This window comes from Corallococcus sp. AB049A (genome assembly GCF_003668885.1).
In the GTDB taxonomy this organism is placed as follows: domain Bacteria; phylum Myxococcota; class Myxococcia; order Myxococcales; family Myxococcaceae; genus Corallococcus; species Corallococcus interemptor.
Genome location: NZ_RAWL01000146.1, coordinates 1 through 19,041 on the forward strand (window position 1 = coordinate 1; position 19,041 = coordinate 19,041).

The 19,041-nt window shown below is 69.2% G+C and carries 15 protein-coding genes; 2 read left to right on the forward strand and 13 right to left on the reverse strand.

Translation table 11 applies throughout. From position 1 onward, the window contains the following. The 8 genes from D7X55_RS17505 to aspD form a co-directional block, all read right to left on the reverse strand. Positions 1 to 404, reverse strand: a 404-nt coding sequence (locus tag D7X55_RS17505) for a hypothetical protein (protein ID WP_147470133.1), incomplete at its 3' end; no start/stop codon positions are given. Between the two features lie 56 nt (positions 405 to 460). Further along, a complete protein-coding gene (locus D7X55_RS17510) occupies positions 461 to 2,641 on the reverse strand; it encodes an ATP-binding protein (protein ID WP_121723655.1) in 2,181 nt (726 codons plus the stop codon). 23 nt (positions 2,642 to 2,664) lie between these two features. Continuing rightward, a complete protein-coding gene (locus D7X55_RS17515) occupies positions 2,665 to 3,846 on the reverse strand; it encodes a hypothetical protein (protein ID WP_121723656.1) in 1,182 nt (393 codons plus the stop codon). A gap of 2 nt (positions 3,847 to 3,848) precedes the next feature. Next, positions 3,849 to 4,547 carry an ImmA/IrrE family metallo-endopeptidase gene (locus D7X55_RS17520; RefSeq protein ID WP_147470134.1) on the reverse strand — a complete coding sequence of 233 codons (699 nt, stop codon included), beginning with the start codon at positions 4,545 to 4,547 and terminating at the stop codon, positions 3,849 to 3,851. Between the two features lie 29 nt (positions 4,548 to 4,576). Beyond that, the gene (locus tag D7X55_RS17525) at positions 4,577 to 4,942 is read right to left on the reverse strand and encodes a hypothetical protein (RefSeq protein WP_147468465.1); all 366 of its coding nucleotides are present in this window, start codon (positions 4,940 to 4,942) and stop codon (positions 4,577 to 4,579) included. Continuing rightward, positions 4,929 to 5,531: a sigma-70 family RNA polymerase sigma factor gene (locus tag D7X55_RS17530; protein WP_147470135.1), complete on the reverse strand. Its 603-nt coding sequence runs from the start codon at positions 5,529 to 5,531 to the stop codon at positions 4,929 to 4,931. The genes D7X55_RS17525 and D7X55_RS17530 overlap by 14 nt, the downstream gene beginning before the upstream one ends. 215 nt (positions 5,532 to 5,746) lie before the next feature. Continuing rightward, on the reverse strand, positions 5,747 to 6,241 hold the full coding sequence (locus tag D7X55_RS44695; protein WP_233609900.1) for a hypothetical protein: 495 nt from the start codon (positions 6,239 to 6,241) through the stop codon (positions 5,747 to 5,749). 14 nt (positions 6,242 to 6,255) lie between these two features. Further along, positions 6,256 to 7,299: an aspartate 4-decarboxylase gene (gene aspD, locus D7X55_RS17535; protein WP_233609901.1), complete on the reverse strand. Its 1,044-nt coding sequence runs from the start codon at positions 7,297 to 7,299 to the stop codon at positions 6,256 to 6,258. A 193-nt stretch (positions 7,300 to 7,492) separates the two neighbouring features. On the opposite strand from aspD, the gene D7X55_RS17540 reads away from it, so the two are divergent. Beyond that, positions 7,493 to 8,287, forward strand: a complete 795-nt coding sequence (locus tag D7X55_RS17540) for a GNAT family N-acetyltransferase (protein ID WP_121723660.1) — start codon at positions 7,493 to 7,495, stop codon at positions 8,285 to 8,287. An 88-nt stretch (positions 8,288 to 8,375) separates the two neighbouring features. After that, the gene (locus D7X55_RS17545) at positions 8,376 to 9,062 is read left to right on the forward strand and encodes an iron-containing redox enzyme family protein (RefSeq protein ID WP_120547121.1); all 687 of its coding nucleotides are present in this window, start codon (positions 8,376 to 8,378) and stop codon (positions 9,060 to 9,062) included. Here D7X55_RS17545 and D7X55_RS17550 read toward each other — a convergent pair. The 5 genes from D7X55_RS17550 to D7X55_RS17570 all read right to left on the reverse strand — a co-directional run bounded on the left by D7X55_RS17550 (position 9,059) and on the right by D7X55_RS17570 (position 18,952). Beyond that, positions 9,059 to 10,114: a LuxR C-terminal-related transcriptional regulator gene (locus D7X55_RS17550; RefSeq protein ID WP_120547122.1), complete on the reverse strand. Its 1,056-nt coding sequence runs from the start codon at positions 10,112 to 10,114 to the stop codon at positions 9,059 to 9,061. The genes D7X55_RS17545 and D7X55_RS17550 overlap by 4 nt on opposite strands. Positions 10,115 to 10,265: 151 nt before the next feature. Continuing rightward, a complete protein-coding gene (locus D7X55_RS17555; protein WP_121723661.1) occupies positions 10,266 to 10,727 on the reverse strand; it encodes a hypothetical protein in 462 nt (153 codons plus the stop codon). Between the two features lie 122 nt (positions 10,728 to 10,849). Then, positions 10,850 to 11,689, reverse strand: a complete 840-nt coding sequence (locus D7X55_RS17560) for an alpha/beta fold hydrolase (protein WP_121723662.1) — start codon at positions 11,687 to 11,689, stop codon at positions 10,850 to 10,852. After that, positions 11,689 to 12,465 carry an alpha/beta fold hydrolase gene (locus D7X55_RS17565; protein ID WP_120547125.1) on the reverse strand — a complete coding sequence of 259 codons (777 nt, stop codon included), beginning with the start codon at positions 12,463 to 12,465 and terminating at the stop codon, positions 11,689 to 11,691. The genes D7X55_RS17560 and D7X55_RS17565 overlap by 1 nt, the downstream gene beginning before the upstream one ends. Positions 12,466 to 12,493: 28 nt before the next feature. Beyond that, the gene (locus tag D7X55_RS17570) at positions 12,494 to 18,952 is read right to left on the reverse strand and encodes a non-ribosomal peptide synthetase (protein ID WP_121723663.1); all 6,459 of its coding nucleotides are present in this window, start codon (positions 18,950 to 18,952) and stop codon (positions 12,494 to 12,496) included. Positions 18,953 to 19,041: the final 89 nt, after the last annotated feature.

Sequence of the window (19,041 nt, forward strand, 5' to 3'; positions counted from 1 at the left end):
GCCGTGGGAGGCGGGGCCTGGGGCACAGGCGGCGCCTGGGTGACGACGGTGAGGTCGCGCGCCGAGCCCAGCGCGGAGGCCAGTGAGTCCGGCTGGGGCTGCTCCGGCGTGGCGAGGGAGAACGCGTGGGCCTCCTCGCGCTGTTCGACGGCGAGGAGCGACTGGCCCACGACGACGAGCCGCACGAAGCGCCGGCCCTCTTCGATGCGCCGCACGAGCTGGGGCGTCGCGCCGTCCACCTTGAGCACGGCGATGCCGCCCCGCGCGAGCGCGGCATAGGTGACGCCCTGGTGGACGACGGAGTCGAGGACAGGGCCCAGGCCCAGTGTTTCCGCGGCACGGGAGGCCGGGGACGCGGGAGCCTGGGCGACGATGACGGAGGCAAGGAGCGCGGAGCCGAGCATGACGTCTGGCTCTATATCGCTCCTCGCCCCCGGCGTTCCTGGACTTCAGGTCAAACCTAGTCGACGAGCAGCCGCTTCACGGGCGCGGGGTCCACGGCCACCATCAAGGGCCGGGTGAAGTGGCTGAACGACATCAAGGCCTGACCGGGCGCGAGCCGGGAGACTCGGCTCCACAGACTTTCGTCGATGCTGCCCACCGACTTCTGCATCCGGCTGATGACCGCTCCGTCGGTGATCTTGTGGATGATGAAGTTGTTGAGCAGTGCCAGCACTTCGTTGGGCAAATGCTGGGGCAGCTGCGTGACGAAGACGAGCCCCAGCCACCGCTTGCGGCCCCGCTTCGCGATGCGCGAGACCTGCTCGAACAAGACGGGCATCTGAGAGATGCGGCTGGCGGACAGGAACTCGTGCGCTTCCTCGATGATGATGAGGACCGGCGTGACGTCTCCCCCTTCGCGGTCGGCCTTCTCGTAGGCCTCCTCCTGGCGCTCCTGGATGCCGCGCAGGATGTCCGCGATGACCAGGTTGTTGAGCTGCGGCGAGTCCGTGTCCGACAGGTCGATGACGGACACCCGCCCGGGGCTGAGCATCGCGTCATACTTCACGCCCGCGGACGTGCCGCGGTCGAAGATGTTGAGCCGCTTCAGCCGGTAGAGCTTGCTGGCCAGGGCCTTCCAGCTGATCTCCGTGCGGCTGCTCGCGGCGTACACGCGCTGCATGACCATGCCCGGATTGTTCCGGAACTCGCTGTAGAACTGCGGACCGGAGGGCGTTGGGGGAGGTGCCTCCTCGGCCTCCTCGCCGAGCCTCAGGTCTTCCTGAACGGCGGCGCGCCGGCGGGAAGACGCCCGGGTGCCCGTGGCGCGTCCTTCCGCCCGGCCTTCGTCGCCGAGGCTGTAGATGTATGCATTCACCACGTCCAGCACATGCTGGATGGTCATACGGGGATAGCCGGTGGTCAGCTCATCCACATCCATTACCTGTCGCTGCTGCTCCGGATCCTTCGGGTCGGATGGGAAGATGCGGAAGTCCTGCAGCAGGAGCTTGGTGACGTCGTAGGCCTTGATGAATCGCTCATGCTGCGCTTCCGACAGCTCCAGGATCTCCGCCAGCGCATAGGGCGACAGGCTTGAGAAGTTCAGGGAGAAGCGGTGGAGAGCGCGGTGCCGGGGGTTCCGCGTCTTGCGCCCGTCCAGGTGATGGATGTGCAGGTCCTTCACCCCTTCCTCTTTGTGCCCCCGGCGCCGGAGCGCCTCCAGCATCGCCTCGTGGTTCGTGGGCTGATGGATATGGGTGTACTCACCCTCCACGTCGAAGACGATGGTCGCGATGCCCGCGTTCTGGGCGCGGTGGATGAGCGTGGCGACAGTGGTGGACTTACCGCCACCCGTCGTCCCGATGATGCCTGTGTGCCGGGGCAGGACCGACTTGTCCCGCGGGTTGAGGCGGGCCTCCATTCCCTCGTAGCCCACCACGAGGCCCAGGCTCAGGCTCAAGTCCCCGCCAACGCCCAGCACGCGCGCGCTCTCTTCCTCATCCAGGATGAAGACCGGGCTCTGCGGGCGAGGCCGGAAGCGAGGCGGATGCAGGGTCCCCTGAACCTCCTCGCCCAGCAGCTCCACCTCGGCGCGGCCGTGATAGTCGAACGTATAGGTCAGCTTCTTGCCGTGCGTGACCACGCCAATGGCCATGGACGAGTTCGCGGGCACGGCGTTGGGCTCCGCGAAGGGACCCCTCACGACGACCCCCAGATAGGACCGGCCATCCTCGCGGGACTTCACCCGGACCAGCGTCTGGGACGCCAGCCGGGGCACGTCCTCCTTCGTCGACAACACCGTGATGAGGTTGTCGTGGCTGGAGGAGGTGTCGAAATGGGTGAAGCCCACCGCGAGCGCCAGCTCGGGATCCGCCTTCACCGCTTCCCGGGCCTCCTTCTGCGCGGCGGCGAGCGCGTGGATGACCTCTGGAGGCGTCTGCTGGACGATGCTGTTCGGTCTGGGAGGAGGCCGGTTTCCCGGGGGCGGCGCGGTGGGCGGCGCCTGCGCCGGGCGCGTCTGAGACGGCACCGCGGACGCAGGTCCCGGGTGTGCCCCCGTGGGGGCTGGAGGCCGGACCCCATTGCCAGACGGACGGATGTTTCCGTTCAGGGGATGCGCCGCCTGTCCATTGCGGATGGGGTTGCCGTTGTGCGGCGGGTACGCGCCCGCGTTTCCAGGGCCTCGGCCATTGTCAGACATGGATGTGTTCCCCCTCGGTGGGACTAGCGGCGCATCTTGCGGACATTGAGATACTGGAGGCTGGGATCGGCCTGGGCGTAGGCGTCCTGGACCAGGCCCTGGAAGCCGTCTTCGCCGAAGACGCTGTGACAGGTCATCGAGGCGACATCCAGGAGCATGGGGTAGCCCTGCTCCGGCCGCAGGATGCTGTCCGCCATGGCGATGCGCACGGCGAAGTGGACATGCTCCTGGTGTGCGTAGAAGAGGCGGGGCGGGGAGTTGTTCGAAGCGCGGTACAGGCCCATCACGACCTGGGGGCAGTAGCGCTGGACGAACCGGCTCGCCTTCGCGAGTCCCTCGTCGTCATAGCGCCAGCCTTCGAGGATCTCCTGGCCGTAGGACTCCAGGGTTTCGAGGATGGCGTACTCGCCGGTGTCGAGCGAGTGCCCCAGCGTGAGAAACCCCCGGTGCTCCAGCTTGTCCGTGACGAAGACGAACTTCTGCTGCCGGTCGATGAGGTTCGCGAGCATCTCGAGGGATGCGTCCAGGAGCGTCCTGTAGCCGGAGCCGGTGATGAGCTCATACGCCAGCGGATTGCCCATTCCGATGCGCCATTCCGCCTGGAGCCGTTCGGCCAGGATGGCCCGTTCCGCGTAGGTGCGAATGCCACGGGTCGCGAGCCGCGACAGGCTGTCCTTGTTGCGAGGTGCCCTGCGCGAGCGAACCTCCCGCTGCTCGATGTATTCACGAGCCTGTTTGAACGGGTCGTCCATCTGGAACGTGACCTCCTTGCGGAACAACCGCTGGGAGAAGGTTCCCGACGAACCGCCGTAGCCGACCGCCGCGATGCCCAACTGCGTGATGCCCAGGGCCAGCGTGTCGTGTGACACCGCGCGCCCGTTGACCGCCTCGACGTTGCCCCGGAACAGGTATCCGTCATGGACGGCCCGCAGCTGCGCCTCCGTGGCGTGGTAGACGCCGGCGCCCTTGGGCGCGTGCGGGCCTGTCTTCAGGAGCGGCAGCAGTTCCTGGCGCACGGCGGCGCGGAGCACATCCTCCTTGCGCATGGCGCCGCCGATCTGCTCCCGGAAGGTGCGCATGATGTCTTCCAGGTCCAACCCGTGCGCCCACCGCCCCAGGTCGAGCGTCTGCAACAGGGTTTCGCCGAAGGACGCGAGGAAGTCCCCGTCCCCCGCGAGTTCGCCGTCATCCAGGGGATCCGCCATGGCTAACCCGGGTTCCTTTCACCCAGCACCGAGGACAAGGAGAAGGGCGGTGCTCCCTCCCGTTGAGCCAGCACCCGCGCGTAGACTTCAGCCTTCCGGCGGGGCAGACCAAACGTGCGTTGGAGCCGCGCGGCCCGCTCCTCGCGCGGGCCCTGCTTCATGACCGGCATTGCGACGGATTCAGGTGCAAGCCATTCAAAAGCAAGACGGTCCGCGCGTTGTTCGACGCGCAAGACGTCCCCGGTGTGGATGTCACCCAGGTCATCCCGCTCCATCAAATGGACCTGGGCCTTGAGTGGAACACCGTCGAGCGCCGAGGTCAGGAGCTGCTCCTTCGTGGGCAGCTCCTGGAGGTCGAGGACGGGACGGATGCTGTCGCCGAAGAAGCGCAGTGCCTTCTGCCGCGGGACCAGGTGGTCGAGGACGAAGTGTGCCAGCTCATGTGCGGCCGTGAAGCGCTGGTCCTCGGGCGAATCCTTGCGCGAGTAGAAGAGGAAGGCGGTGCCCCGCAGGGCCACGATGCATCCGTGCATGTCCCGGTCACTGCCGTCCGGCATGGATTTCCATCCACGCCGGGAGAGGTAGGCCCGAACGGTGTGCGTGGTGACTTCGTCCAGGGAGACGAAGCTCACCTGCAGCACCTTCTGTGCATCCGCGACGATGGCGCGAGGAAAGGTGCCGTGGTCGGGAAGACCCGCCACCCGCAGGGCATCCCGCAACCAGCGTTCCCTCACGAATTCTTCTCGCGGTCGAGTGCGGCCATCAGCACGGCCCGTGCCTCTGGTTCCAGGGGGCTGTTCTCCGTCGCCAGGAGCGCGGCGGTGGCCTCCATGTCACGCAGGACCTTGGAGAGCTCGAAGGCGTCGATGCCGAAGTGGTCCGCGATCTGGTTCACGTGCTCGGAGAACGCCGCGCCTTCGGGCTTCCGGCACAGGGACACCCAGTAGAGCGTCTCCACCGTGCAGCCCAGCCTGCGGGCGAAGTCCTGGACCGAGAGGTCTTCCAGGTCCCGGTACCATGCGAACACGGAGCCCAGCATCTCCGGTACACGCGCGCCGCGTTCGGCCGCGGCCTCCAGCCAGTCAGGATTCGTCATGGGTGTCCTCCTCCTTTCCGAGCCGCCTCAGCTGCTTGAGGAGGCGGTCGCGGTTCTGCTTCACCACCCGCTTGCGCTCGGGCTCGGGCAGCCCTTCCTTGCCCAGGGGGCGGGCCAGCTCCAGGGTGGAGCTTTCCCCCTGCAGAACGAGCCGGAGGACTCCGAGGTCCTCCTGCGGCATGTTGCGGCGTTCGAGTCTTTTCAGGGCCAGGGCGGTTTCCACGGCTGCCTCCATCTCTTCATTCGGAGGCCTCGCCCGGAGTTCGATGACGTCCGCGAAATTCTTTTCGCGGATGACCCGGCGCTCGGTCGAACGCAGGGAATCCAACACGTTGCGTCTGGCCGCCAGCGTCAGGAAGCTGCGCAGGAGCGACTGGTCGCGGTCGTAGGTCTCGGGCCGGCCCAGGTAGTCGAAGATGGCCTTGAGGGCTCCGTCTCGCACTTCTTCCGGGTCGCACCTCATTTCGGATTCGAGCGTCTTCAGCAGAAACGGCATGAAGAGCGCGAAGACCTTCGAGTATGCGACCGGCATCCGTTTCAAGACCTGGTCGTGAAGCGCCCACTCCTCTTCTCTTGATGGGTAACTCATCCCCCACACCTCACTGACATGCGCACGCCCGCTTTCAGGTTGGCTACGGTCCGTCTGGACTTTCGCTACAGCCCTGTAGAGTTCGACGGCGGAGCGTCTCCGTCCGAGCCGGGAGGTTGGCGGCAAGGAGGATCGGTGTCTCTACCTCGGAAGGGGTACTGTCTTTGAGGTCATGAGTCCTTGGCGATCCCCCTGGATCCGGAGTGACCCGTGTTTCAATGCAACGCGCCAGACTTCTTCCACGCGTCAATGGCGCGGCGCACCTCATCCCGGAGGTCCCGGCCAATCCGGCAATACGCTTCATCCTCCAGGTTCGCCAATGACACACGGGCCGACCAGGGCGGTGCGTCGAAGCCGCTGCCGTTGAGCAGCACCACGCCGTAGCGCCGGGCCAACGTGAAGACAATCTCCAGCGGGTCGTGGTGCGACTCCACGAAGCGGACGAAGTCCTCGCCGATGTGCTCGCGGCACCAGGCCTCCAGGTCGAGCGTCTGGTAATACGCCGTGCGCAGCGGATCCTCCTGCAGCGGAAGGCCCATGCCCTGGTAGAGGTCCCGGAGCCGGTCCTGGCAGATGCGCTGGCAATACCGTTTGTAGCCGTCGTCCTTGTCCAGGAGCGTGAACAGCGAGAACAGTGACATCTGCAGCTGCTGCGGCAGGGACAGCCCCGCCGTGTGGTTCAACGCCACGGCCCGGCTGTCCGCCACCATCCGGTCAATGAACTTCAGCCGCCCCGGGTGCAGCGAGATGGCGCCATACCGCGCCTCCAGCCCGTGCAGCCGAAGTGCTTCGAATACGAGTACACCAGCAGCGCGTTGCGCGGCAGGTCCGCGGCCAGCGAACGGAAGCCGTTGACGAACGTGGCGTAGACGTCATCCGTGATGATCAACAGGTCCGGCCGGCGCTTGCGCACCAGCTCCACCAGCTTGTGCACGGACTCCTTCCGCATGGCCACCGCGCCCGGGTTGGACGGGTTCACCACGAAGAAGGCCTTGATGCGCGGGTCCTCCAGCTTGCGCAGCTCCGCATCCGGGTACTGCCAGGTGTGGCGGCCGTCCTTCGTCGTGGCGCTCTGCTGGATGTCCACCGTGCGCAGGCGGAACTCCTCCAGGCGCGGGATCTCCAGGTACGGCGTGAAGAGGGGCGCGCCCAGCGCGATGGTGTCTCCCTTGCGCAGCAGGCCGTTCACCTGCAGCGAGTGGAAGAGGTACGTCATCGCGGCGGTGCCGCCCTCCACCGCGAAGAGGTCGAAGCGGCCGGAGGGAGGCCGCCCCGCGAACAGCTCCCGCGCCAGGTACTCCTGCACGATGCGCTCGGCGTGGGGGAGCATCCGGTCTGGCACCGGATAGTTGTCTCCAATGACAGCGTCCGTGAGCTCCCAGACGAACCGGTCCGGGTGGAAGCCCAGCGTGTGCTCGCCGTGCGTCAGCGCTCCGCGCAACAGCTGCACGGCGGGCTCGTCATCGCTCGCGTCCAGGAAGTCATGCAGGCGCCGGGCGATGCCGGGAGAGCGGGGCATGCCCCCAAGCCCCACGCCGGGCACGTCCCAGGCCCTCCGGCTCTCCGCGAGCGCGAACTGGCCCAGGAGGAAGAACGCCTCTCGCGGCGTGGTGGCGATCCAGTTGGGATTGCCCCGGCCGGCGTTGAGCATCACCGCCTCGCGGGTCCTCACGGCCTCGTCCGCGACCTGGAGCAGCTCGTCCTTCAACTCGAAGGGACTGAGCTTGCGCAGCTCACGGTCGGGGGGCTCGGGCGTCTGCTCGGTCATGGTGTCCTCCTGCGTCTGTCCAAGGTGAATCACCCGGGTGGCCGCGGACCATGCGCCACTGGGCGGGCAGGGGTGGCGGGCGGTTGGCCGGGCTCATCGGAAAAAGACAACCCGTGAGCGCACTCGGGCGAGCAGCGACGAATGAAAGGTCGGGGCCGGACACACAGTCCGGCAAGCACCAGCGAGACCCGCCATGTCTTCATTGAGTTGCCGTGTCGCCACAGCGCAGCGAGAACTGGATGACGCGCTCCGCGTCCGTTACCGGGTGTTTGGCGAGGAGATGCGGATGCTGGGGCCCAAGCGGCCCCGGGCTCCGCGCGAAGCGGACTGCTTCGACACGCTGCGCACCACGGCGCACGTCGTCGTCTACGCGGACGCGGAGCCGGTGGCGACCGCGCGGCTGCTGCTGCCCAACGCGGAGGTGGCCGCCTTCGCGGACACGGTGGTGGGGCTGGACATCGAGAAGAAGCTCGACCTGTCGGAGGTCGTCGCGCCGGGCCGCGTGCTCGCGGAGACCACGCGCTACTGCGTCACCCGGAGCTACCGCAACTCGGCGGTGCTGCGGCTCCAGGCGGGCCTGTACCGCGAGAGCCGCCGGCGCGGTGTCACCCATTGGATCGCCGCGGCCAACATGGAGACGGACAGCCAGGAGGAGGCGGACCTCTACTTCCAGGCCGCCGAGCGCCGGGGCTGGGTGAGCGACCGCTTCCGCGTGCGGACCCGGGAGTTTCCCTCGCCGCCCGAAAAGCCCCTGGCGCCCCGCCTCAGCGAGGAGCAGCGCGCCCGGGCCCGCCAGGGGCAGCTGGATGACCTGCGCCTGCCGCCCGTGCTGTCGCTGTTCGCGGACAAGATGGGCGCGCGCTTCATCGCGCCGCCGCACTTCGATCCCGCCTTCAACCGCTTCACCGTGCCGCTCGTCGCCGCGCTGGATGCCATCCCCGAGCGGACGCTGAACCTCTTCGACTCGCTGGACGCCGACGCCGCCTGAGTCCAGGCCGGCGCGCTCCTTTCTTCCCCCTTCACCCTCAACGCAGCACCCACCGGGCCTCTTCACGGGCCCCTGTCAGGAGACGTGTATGTGCAAGCAGCCCAAGCATGAGCAGACGAAGACGGACTGGCTGGAGTCCCTGCGGCACGAGGCGCGGATGCTCGTGCACGAACTGGATGTGACGCCGGGCGTGCGGCGCCTCTTCGAGGGGCGCATCCGCCAGGACGACTACGTCTACTACCTCATCCAGACGTACCAGTACGTGCGCTGGAGCGAGGGGTTCTTCACCGGGTCCGGCGAGCGCACGAAGCGCGAGGGCGGCGACCCGGTGCTCGCGGACCTGCTGTTCCAGAAGGCGCGCGAGGAGAAGGGCCATGAGCAGTGGTTGCTCAAGGATCTGAAGGCCCTGGGCTGGACGCAGGAGCGCGTGGAGCGCGCGCCCATCTGCCCCGCCGTGCGCGCCTACGTGGAGTGGAACCGCTTCACGACGCAGTCAGGCGTGCCCACCGCGTTCCTGGGCACGGCCTACGTGCTGGAGTACCTCTCCGTGAACCGTGCGCCGGGCTCCGTGGACCGGCTCGTCGCGGAGAGCGGCATCCCGAACATCGACAAGGCGGTCCTCTTCCTGCGTGGCCATGGCGCCGCCGACGGCGACCACGTGGCGGACCTGGAGTCGGAGCTGCGCAAGGTCACGTCGGCGGAGGAGCAGGCCGCGCTGCTGCTCTCCGCCCGCACCACGCGCACCCTGTTCCCGAAGTTCTTCCGGGAGCCCTAACCCGGCTTCTGCCTCCAGGCGGCCTGGTAGAGGAGGTCCGTGCGGCTCTCGATGCCCAGCTTGGGGAAGATGTTGCGCAGGTGCGTCTTCACCGTGTTGAGCGTCAGGCCCAGGTCCTCGGCGATGGTCTCGTTCGTCCAGTTGCTGAGGACCCCCTGGACCACCTCCGCCTCTCGTGCGGAGAGTTTCTTGCGCCAGGGCTCCGGCATGGGGATGGCCCGCGAGCACTCCTGCAGCACCAGCACCCAGGGGCGGCTGCCGCGCTGTTCGGGCAGCTGCACGAACGTGACCTTCAGGTCCTGTTTCCCGCCGGAGCGCGTCCACGTGTCCATGCCCACGGCCTGCTTCGTCCCCAGCGCCTGGAGGCGTTCCAGGTGGTCGCGCAGCTCCTGGGGCAGGGACTTCTGCTCCTCCGGGTACCAGCGCCGCAGGAGCTCCGTCGCTCCTGGCGTGCGCAGCCGCTCGTGCTCCGGGGGATCCATCACGATGCACTCGGCGCCCTGGTGGTGGAAGAGGGCGTCCAGCAGGTCGCCCCGCGTGGCCTCGTGCGCGAACAGCCGGCAGTTGCGCACCGTGTTCGCCAGGTAGGGCGTCAGGTCCTCCAGCAGCGCCTGCTCCCGTTCGGTGAAGGGCAGGGCGTGCTCGCGGTACAGCGTGAAGCCGCCGTGCCAGTCCTGCCGCAGGTCCAGCAGCACCGCCAGCACCTGCTCCAGCGGAAGCCCCATCTCGCGGCAGCGGAGGTACAGCAGGCTGCGCTTCAATTCCTTGCGCGAGCGCGGGTCCGGAGCGCGCGGCGCCTGTGGCTCGGGGCCGAACTCCACCGCGGCCAGCTCTGGATAGTGGGTCAGGAGGATGCCCGGCGCCCCCAATCCCAGCCACTCGTAGTCTCCGGGACGCTCCGGCCTGGACACGCACAGCGCCGCGTAGTCACAGGGCAAGAGCTGCGTGAGGATTCCCTGGGAGCGCGCCAGGACCTCCGTCAGGTCCAGGGAGCTGGAGAGCGCCTGGGTCAGTTCCAAAAGGAGCGCCTGTTCGCGCGAGGTGAGGTTCATCCGCCAGGCCTCCGTCCAACCGGTCCATGCAAGGACTTACCGGTTGTGTGGCCAGGAGATCTCTCACCCAGAGTGGGTATGGACGGGCCCCGCGCATCTGGAGCCCGTCCACGTCAATGATTGCTATGTCTGCCCAAGCCGGGCGGAGGCGCTAGTTGCCCGCGCTGCCTTCCACCGGCGGGGTGCCCGTGGTGGGGCTCGCGGAGCTGCCCATCTTCTTGTTCTGATCCCAGGCCGGAGGCGTCACCTCCATCTGCGCGCCCTTGTTGCCCGGGGTGCCCGAGTTCGGCGCACCCGGCTCCGCAGAGGACGAGTGGTCGCTCGTGCTGTTGCTCCCCTGCTCGGTCGAGCCGGAGCCGCCCACGCCCTCGTCGATGCTGCTGGGGGCCACGGCGTTGTCGTCGGCCTCATCCGCCAGCTTGAGGTCCTCGGTGTCGGAGATTGAACCCGAGCCGCCCGTGCCCGTGGCCTTGTCCCAGCGCTCCGCGCTGTCCTGGGGCGCGTCCGTGGACGGGTCCTGCATGGGGGGCGTCTCGTGGTCGGTGTGGCTTTGCGCGAACGCCTGACCGGAGAAGGTGAGTGCCGCCAGTGCTGCCATCAGAGGGAGCTTCATCGGTGTCTCTCCTTCGAAGAACGTGTGTGCTTCGAAGGTGGAGACCGTTGGGTGGGAAACAAGCGCTTGACGCACACCCGGCCCCAAGCCGCGTCCCAGCCCGCAGGGCAGCCAGGCGGACGTCAGCCCGCCAGCGCGCGCGGCGGCACCGTGCCCACGGCCCAGGCGGTGAGCTTGCGCAGCAGCTCCGCGCGGTCCGCCGGCACGGAGAAGAGATGGTCCGCGCGGGGATAGAAGGCGTACGTGACGCGGCCCTCCAGCTTCAGCGGGGAGAGCATCTCGAAGAACTGGCCCTCGTGGTTGAAGGACAGCCCCATGCCTCCGGAGAACACGAAGCACAGGCTGACGCCGCGCTCCAGCAGCTGCTTGTAGTCCTGCGTCAGCTGCTCTCGCTCCGGATACTCGCGCGTGTAGACCTCGTCGGCCTCGCCGGCCTCGCGCAGTTGGGCGGGCAGCTTGCGCTTGCGCAGGAAGCGCGTCCACCGGCGGGGGCTCAGGTAGCGCAGGTGGAAGCGCAGGTGGTAGCCCAGCGTGCGGTACGTGTACCCGTCGATGAAGGCCGCGCCCACCACGCGCGGATCCGCCACCGTCACCGCGTGCGCGCTGTCCACGCCGGAGCACAGGCCGATGAGCACGAAGCGCTTCTGGCCCTTCTTCTGCTCCAGGTAGTCCAGCGCCGCGCGCGTCTCCTCGCGAGCGCGCTGGAACTCGTCGGCGCCACCCTCGCGGCGGGGACGGCTGTCTCCCAGGCCGGACAAATCGAAGCGCAGCGTGGTGAAGCCTCGCCCCGCCAGCTGCCGCGCCAGCTCCACCCACAACCGGTACGGGCCCACGTGGTGGTTGAGGCCCACGTTGGACAGCACCACCACGGGGGCCTCCGGCAGGGCCTTCGCCGGATCGGGCTCCGTGAGGATGCCCACGAGGCTCTGCTCGGGGCCGAAGGTACAGATGCGCTCGCGCATCACGCGGCCTCCTTCAGGAGCGTGGTGATGGTCTGCAGGATGCGGTTGGACAGGAGCGCGGACTCCTGGCCTCCCGCGCCCTCCTCGGGCACCAGGTGGTGCTGGAAGGGCAGGCCCGTCGTCTCCAGGTGCGCCTGGAGGCGCTGGTACTCGGGCTTGGCGGCGGCGGCCACCAGGTGGGTGCGCGTCGAGGGCCACGACGGCTGCGCGGCCAGGTTCAACGCGAGGATGTCGTCGCGCAGGGCGCGGGGGAACGCGAAGCCCAGCAGCTCCTCGCGCACCTCCAGCGGGCTCTCGGGCCGAGGGAAGAGGGTGCGCGTGTCCCGGCGCTGCTGGAGCAGCTCCAGCTCCTGGAGCCAGGCCTCTCCCTCCACCAGCGGCTCCCAGAGCACGAGCGCGGCGGTGGACAGCCCCTCCAGGGCCGCGCGCACCGCGAGCGCCGCGCCCAGCCGGAAGCCCACGAGCGCCACGCGCTGCACGCCCGTGACGTCCTGCAACTCATTGGCGGCCTGGCGGATGTCCTGGACCCACGTGGCCACTCGGCCCTCGTGGACCTCTCCGGCCGAGTCCCCCGTGCCGTAGTAGTCGAAGCGGAAGACGTGGAAGCCCTCGCGCGCGAGCATCCCGGCCAGCTTGCGGAAGGCCCAGTGCGTCAGCATGTACTCCTGGGCGGCGGGGTAGCAGAGCACCACCCCGGTGGCGCGCTCGGCGCCCTGCGCGGGGTGGTGGATGCCGAAGAGCTGGCGTTCGGCGGAGCCGAAGAAGCAGGGCGTCACGGTCTGACCATTCTCCTCAGAGGGACGCTCAGTCCGAGCGCCCCGGCAGTTTCCCCTTCAGCTTATTGAACAAGCGTTGCGCCAGGGGAACAGAAGTCTCCTGAGCGGCAGGCCTCGGGGGTGTGACGGGCTGCGTCCTGGCGGCTGTTTGCGCCGGAGCCTGCGCCGCGGGCGCGAGCTGCGAGGCCACCTGCTCCAGCGTGTTGAGCAAGAGCGTGCGCGGGTGCAACTCCTGGTGGAGCTCCTTCTTCACGCGCATCACCACCTGGAAGGACAGGAGCGAGTGCCCGCCGATGTTGAAGAAGTTGTCGTGCACGCCCACCTGCGCGATGCCCAGCACCTCCCGCCAGATGCGCGCCAGGTGCTGCTCCGTCGGAGTGCGCGGCGCGACGAAGGCATCCTCGACGGGGCGCGTGGTGCCGGCCGGAGGCGGCAGGGCCTTGCGGTCCACCTTGCCGTTCGGCGTGAGCGGCAGCGACTCCAGCTCCACGAAGTGCTGCGGCACCATGTACTGCGGCAGCTGCGAGCGCAGGTGCTTGCGCAGCTCCGTGTCCGTGTATGCCTGTCCCGGCTTCGTCACGAGGTACGCGACGAGGCGGCGGTCCCCAGGACGGTCCTCGCGAACGAGGGCCACGGCCTGGGCCAGCGACGGGTGCGAGGCGAGCGCCGCTTCGACTTCACCCAGCTCGATGCGGAAGCCACGCAGCTTCACCTGCGAGTCGTTGCGACCCAGGTACTCGACGGTGCCGTCGGCGAGCCACCGGGCCAGGTCGCCCGTGCGGTACATGCGCTCGCCGGTGCGGAAGGGATTGGGCAGGAAGCGCTCCTGCGTCAGCTCCGGCCGGTGCAGGTAGCCCAGCGTCACGCCGTCGCCGCCGATGTACAGCTCACCCGCGACACCCACCGGCACGGGGGCCAGGTGCGCATCCAGGAGGTAGAGCTGCGTATTGGCAATGGGCCGGCCGATGCGGATGGAGGAGAGCGGAGGCTGCACGCGCCACGTGGTGGACCAGACAGTGGTCTCCGTGGGGCCGTACATGTTCCAGAGGCTGCCGACACGGGCGAGCAGGGCTTCGGCGAGCTCACGGGGAAGCGCTTCGCCACCAACGAGGGCCTTGAAGCCCGGACGCGGCTGCCAGCCGGCCTCCAGCAGGAGGCGCCAGGTGGACGGCGTGGCCTGCATGGTGGTGACGGCGTTGGCCTCCAGCGCCGCCTTGAGCAGCGCACCGTCGGAGGCAGTGTCGCGCGAGGCGAGCACCACCTGGGCACCGGTGGTGAGCGGCAGCAGCAGCTCCAGCACGGCGATGTCGAAGGACAGCGTGGTGACGGCCAGCAGCACGTCCTGGGCAGAAAGGCTGGGGGCCTCCTGCATGGTGCCCAGGAAGTTCACCACCGCCCGGTGCGGCACGCGCACGCCCTTGGGCTTGCCCGTCGAACCCGACGTGTAGATGACGTACGCCACGGCTTCGGGCGTGACTCCGGGAGCCTCGGGGGCCGTGTCCGCGTGCGACGTGGTGTCCTCGACGAAGAGGGCCTTCGCCGTGGTGGAGGGCAGGGTGCCCTGGAGCGCGCGCTGGGTGAGCACGAGCGAGAGCTTCGCGTCCTCGACCATGAAGGCCAGACGCTCCGGCGGGAATCCAGGGTCGAGCGGGACGTAACCCGCACCGGCCTCCAGGATGCCCAGCAGGCCCACCACCATGTCCGGACCACGCTCGGTGAAGAGGCCCACGAGGCCTCCCGGCGTGACGCCCTCCTGCTTGAGCGCGTTCGCCACCTGGTGGGCGCGCTGAATCAGCTGCTGGTACGTGAGCGTCACTGCGCCGGAGCGCAAGGCCACTGCATCCGGCGTGGCCTGGGCCTGCGCGGCGACGAGCGTGTGGACGAAGGCGCTCCGGTCGAACGGCTTCCCGGTCGCGTTCCAGTCCACCAGCACGCGCTGCTTCTCCGACTCGGGGAGCAGCGGCAGGCGCGACACCGGCACCTCCGCGTCGGACACCGCGGCGCGCAGCAGCGTGCGGATCTGCTCCAGCATGCGGACGACGGTGTCCCGCTCGAACAGGTCGGTGTTGTAGTCCATGCCGCCGACGATGCCGTTCGCCGTCTCCTTCACCCAGAAGCTCAGGTCCAGCGGCGTCGCGTGCGCGTGCACGTGCACCTGGCCGTAGGTGAGGTCTCCCAGCTTGGAGCCGCGGTTGCGCACGTCCTGGAAGGTGAAGAACGTCTGGAACAGCGGCGTGCGGCTCAAGTCACGCTGCACGCCCAGTTGCTGCATCAGCAGCTCGATGGGCATGTCCTGGTGGCCGAACGCCTCCATGCACGTGGTGCGCACGCGCTCCAGCAGCTGCCGGAACGTCAGCTCCGGCGACAGCTGCGTGCGCAGGACGAGCGTGTTGACGAAGAAGCCCAGCAGGTCCTCGACCTCCGGATGCGAGCGGCCCCGGATGGGCGTGCCCACGACCAGGTCCTCCTGGCCGCTGTAGCGGTGCAGCAGCGTCTTGAACGCCGTGAGCAGCACCATGTACAGCGTGGCGTTGGACTCGCGTCCCAGCTTCGTGAGGGCGTCCACCTCCGCGCCGGTGAGGACGAACGGCTCCGTGCCGCCCTGGAGGCTCATCTGCGCGGGGCGCGGCTTGTCCGTGGGCAGCTCCAGCGCGGGCAGGTTCCCGGAGAGCTTGCCCTTCCAGTAGCGCGCCTGCCGCTCCAGCTCCTCGCCCTGGAGCCAGTCGCGGTGCCACTCGGTGAAGTCCGCGTACTGGATGGGCAGGGCGGGGAGCTTGGGCTCCTGGCCCCGGGTGAGCGCGGAGTAGATGACGTCCAGCTCGCGCAGGAACACGTCGAACGACCACCCATCCCAGATGAGGTGATGGGGCATGAAGAAGAGGACGTGCTCGTGGGCGCCCAGCCGGAACAGCGTCAGGCGGAACAGCGGCGCGGCGGTGATGGGGATGGACGCGTCCGCCAGCGCCTGGAGGCGGCGCAGCAGGTCCTCCTCGCGCGTGTTCGCGGGGACGGACTCCAGGTCCACCGGGTCCAGCTCCACCGTGAGGGACGGGGCCACGTGCTGCACCGGCGTGCCTTCATCCCACCGCACGAAGGTGCGCAGGGACGACTGGCGCTCCAGCAGCTTGTTGAAGCTGAAGCGCAGCGCGCCCACGTCCAGCGCGCCGTGCAGGCGGAACGCGGAGGGCAGGTTGTAGACGGCGGTGCCCGGGTTGAGCTGCTCCAGGAACCACAGCCGCTGCTGCATGAGCGACAGCGGCGCGGGTGCGGTGCCCGCACGGGGCGAGATGCGCTGCGCGGGGCTCGCGGCCCCGTCGTCGCCGCGCACCAGCCGGGCCAGCTTCTCCACGGTGGGCGCTTCGAACATGCGGCGCAGCGTGAGGCTCACGTCCAGGTCACGGCTCGCGCGCGTGAGGGCCTGCGACGCCAGCAGCGAGTGGCCGCCCAGCCGGAAGAAGTCCGCCGTGACGCTCACCCGGCGCAGCCCCAGCACGTCCGCGAAGATGGCGGCGAGCTTCTGCTCCGTCTCGTCGCGAGGCGCGACGTAGGCGTCCTCCTGCGACTCCACCTGCGGCGACGGCAGGGCCTTGCGGTCCACCTTGCCGTTCGGCGTGAGCGGCAGCGCGGGCAGGGCCACGAAGTGCTGCGGGACCATGTACTCGGGGAGCCCCTGCTTGAGGTGCGCGCGCAGGGCTTCATCCGCCGGGATCGTCTGGCCGGGCCGGGCGATGAGGTACGCGACAAGGCGGCGGTCCCCAGGGCGGTCCTCGCGAACGAGGGCCACGGCCTGGGCCAGCGACGGGTGCAAGGCGAGCGCCGCTTCGACTTCGCCCAGCTCGATGCGGAAGCCACGCAGCTTCACCTGCGAGTCATTGCGGCCCAGGTACTCGACGGTGCCGTCGGCCAACCACCGGGCGAGGTCGCCCGTGCGGTACATGCGCTCGCCCGCGCGGAAGGGATTGGGCAGGAAGCGCTCCTGCGTCAGCTCCGGCCGGTGCAGGTAGCCCAGCGTCACGCCATCGCCGCCGATGTACAGCTCGCCCGCGACGCCCACCGGCACGGGGGCCAGGTGCGCGTCCAGGAGGTAGAGCTGGGTATTCGCAATCGGCCGGCCGATGCGGATGGAGGAGAGCGGAGGCTGCACGCGCCACGTGGTGGACCAGACGGTGGTCTCCGTGGGGCCGTACATGTTCCAGAGGCTGCCGACGCGGGCGAGCAGGGCTTCGGCCAACTCGCGAGGAAGGGCCTCGCCACCAACGAGGGCCTTGAAACCCGGGCGCGGCTGCCAGCCGGCCTCCAGCAGGAGGCGCCAGGTGGACGGCGTGGCCTGCATGGTGGTGACGGCGTTGGACTCCAGCGCCGCCTTGAGCAGCGCGCCGTCGGAGGCGGTGTCGCGCGAGGCGAGCACCACCTGGGCACCAGTGGTGAGCGGCAGCAGCAGCTCCAGCACGGCGATGTCGAAGGAGAGCGTGGTGACGGCCAGCAGCACGTCCTGCGCCCCCAGGCCCGGAGCCTCCTGCATGGTGCTCAGGAAGTTCACCACCGCGCGGTGCGGCACGCGCACGCCCTTGGGCTTGCCCGTCGAACCCGACGTGTAGATGACGTACGCCACCGCCTCCGGAGAGACGTCCTGCGCCGGGAGCGCGGACTCCGGCTGCGAGGCTGTGTCCTCGATGAGCAGGGGCTTCACGCTGGTGGACGGCAGCGACGCCACCAGGGCCTGCTGCGTGAGGATGGTGGAGAGCTTCGCGTCCTCGACCATGAAGGCCAGCCGCTCGGGCGGGAACCCGGGGTCGAGCGGCACGTAGCCCGCGCCCGCCTCCAGGATGCCCAGGAGGCCCACGACCATGTCCGCGCCGCGATTCGTGAAGAGGCCCACGAGGCTGCCGGCCGTGACGCCCTGCTGCTTCAGACCATGCGCCACCTGATGGGCGCGCTGGATCAACTGCTGGTACGTGAGCGTCACGTCACCCGAGCGCAAGGCGACCGAATCCGGCGTGGCCCGGGCCTGCGCGGCCACCAGCGTGTGGACGAAGGCCTGACGGTCGAACGGCTTCTGGGTGGTGTTCCAGTCCACCAGGACGCGCTGCTTCTCCGCCTCGGGCAGCAGCGGCAGGCGCGACACGGGCGTCTCCGCGTTGGCGACCACGCCCCGCAGCAGTTCTTCGTAACACGCCATCCAGCGGCGGACCGTGGAGCCGTCGAAGAGGTCGGTGTTGTACTGGCACTCCAGCACCACGCGGCCATGGGCCTCGGCCGCGTTGATGAAGAGGTCGAAGTTCTCGAAGTGGCGCGGGTTGCTCGCCAGGGTGCAGGTGAGGCCCTGGAATCCCAGCTGCTCACCCGTGACGGCCTGGTCCACGTTGAACAGCACGTTGACCAGCGGCAGGCGGCTGGGGTCGCGCGGCAGCGCCAGCTGCTTGAGCAGCGTGCCGAACGTGTACTCCTGGTGCTCGTACGCATCGAGCATCGTGGTGCGCAGCTGCTTGAGCACCTGCGTGAAGGGCGCCTCCGCCGCGACGTTGCTGCGCAGGGGCAGCGCGTTCACGCAGTGGCCCACCAGGTCCTTCAAGCCCGCCACGGACTGGCCCGCGGCGGGGATGGCCACCACCACGTCCTCCAGGCCCGTCAGCCGGTGCAAGAGCGCCTTGAAGCCCGCCAGCAGCGTGGTGAAGAAGCTGCCGCCGTGGCGCGCGCCCACGCGCTTGAGCTGCTCCACGAGCGCAGGCTCCAGGACGCAGTCCTCACGCCGCGAGCTGTACGTCTTGGACGGCGGACGGCGCCGGTCCAGCGGCAGCTCCAGCACCGGCAGCGTGCCGGAGAACTGCTTGAGCCAGTAGCGCTCGTGCTCGGCGTACTCCGGCGTCGTGGCCAGCTGGGCCTGCGCGCGGGCGTAGTCGCTGAACGTGGGCGCCGGCGGCAGCGTGTGCGGCGTGCGCCGCGCGTGCGCCGAATAGAACGTCGCCACGTCGCGCAGCATCACCGCCATGGACCAGCCGTCACACACGATGTGGTGCGCGGTCAGCGTCAGCAGGTGCTCCTGCGCGGAGAGGCGGGCCAGGCGCGGACGCAAGAGCGGCCCTGACTCCAGGGACAGCGGCGTCTCCACCTCGTGGGCCACGAGCTCCCGGACGCGGGCGTCGCGCTCGGAGGGCGGCAGCGCGTCCAGCGCCAGCACCTCCAGCGGGAAGGGCGTGGCGGCGGCCACGCACAGCGTGAGGCCGTCCGCGCTGAGCGTGGTGCGCAGCGCTTCGTGCCGCTCGCTCAGGTCCTGGAGCGCGGCGCGCAGGCACTCGACGTCCAGCGGGCCGTGCAGCCGCACGGACATGGACTCGTTGAAGGCGCACGACGCGTCCGGGCCCATCTGCACGCCGGTCCACACCTCGCGCTGGGGCTCGGTGGACGGCGCGGTGAGCAGCAGCGCGGGCCCGGCGAACGGATCGAAGTCGTCGGGGATGTCCTGCATGGGGGTCGCGGAGGTCTTCATCGGGTCTCGCTCAGCTTGACGAACTTGCCGGGCACCGTGGGGTGCGGGACGAACCAGGCGGGGTTGCCCTGCGGATCACGCCCCAGGCG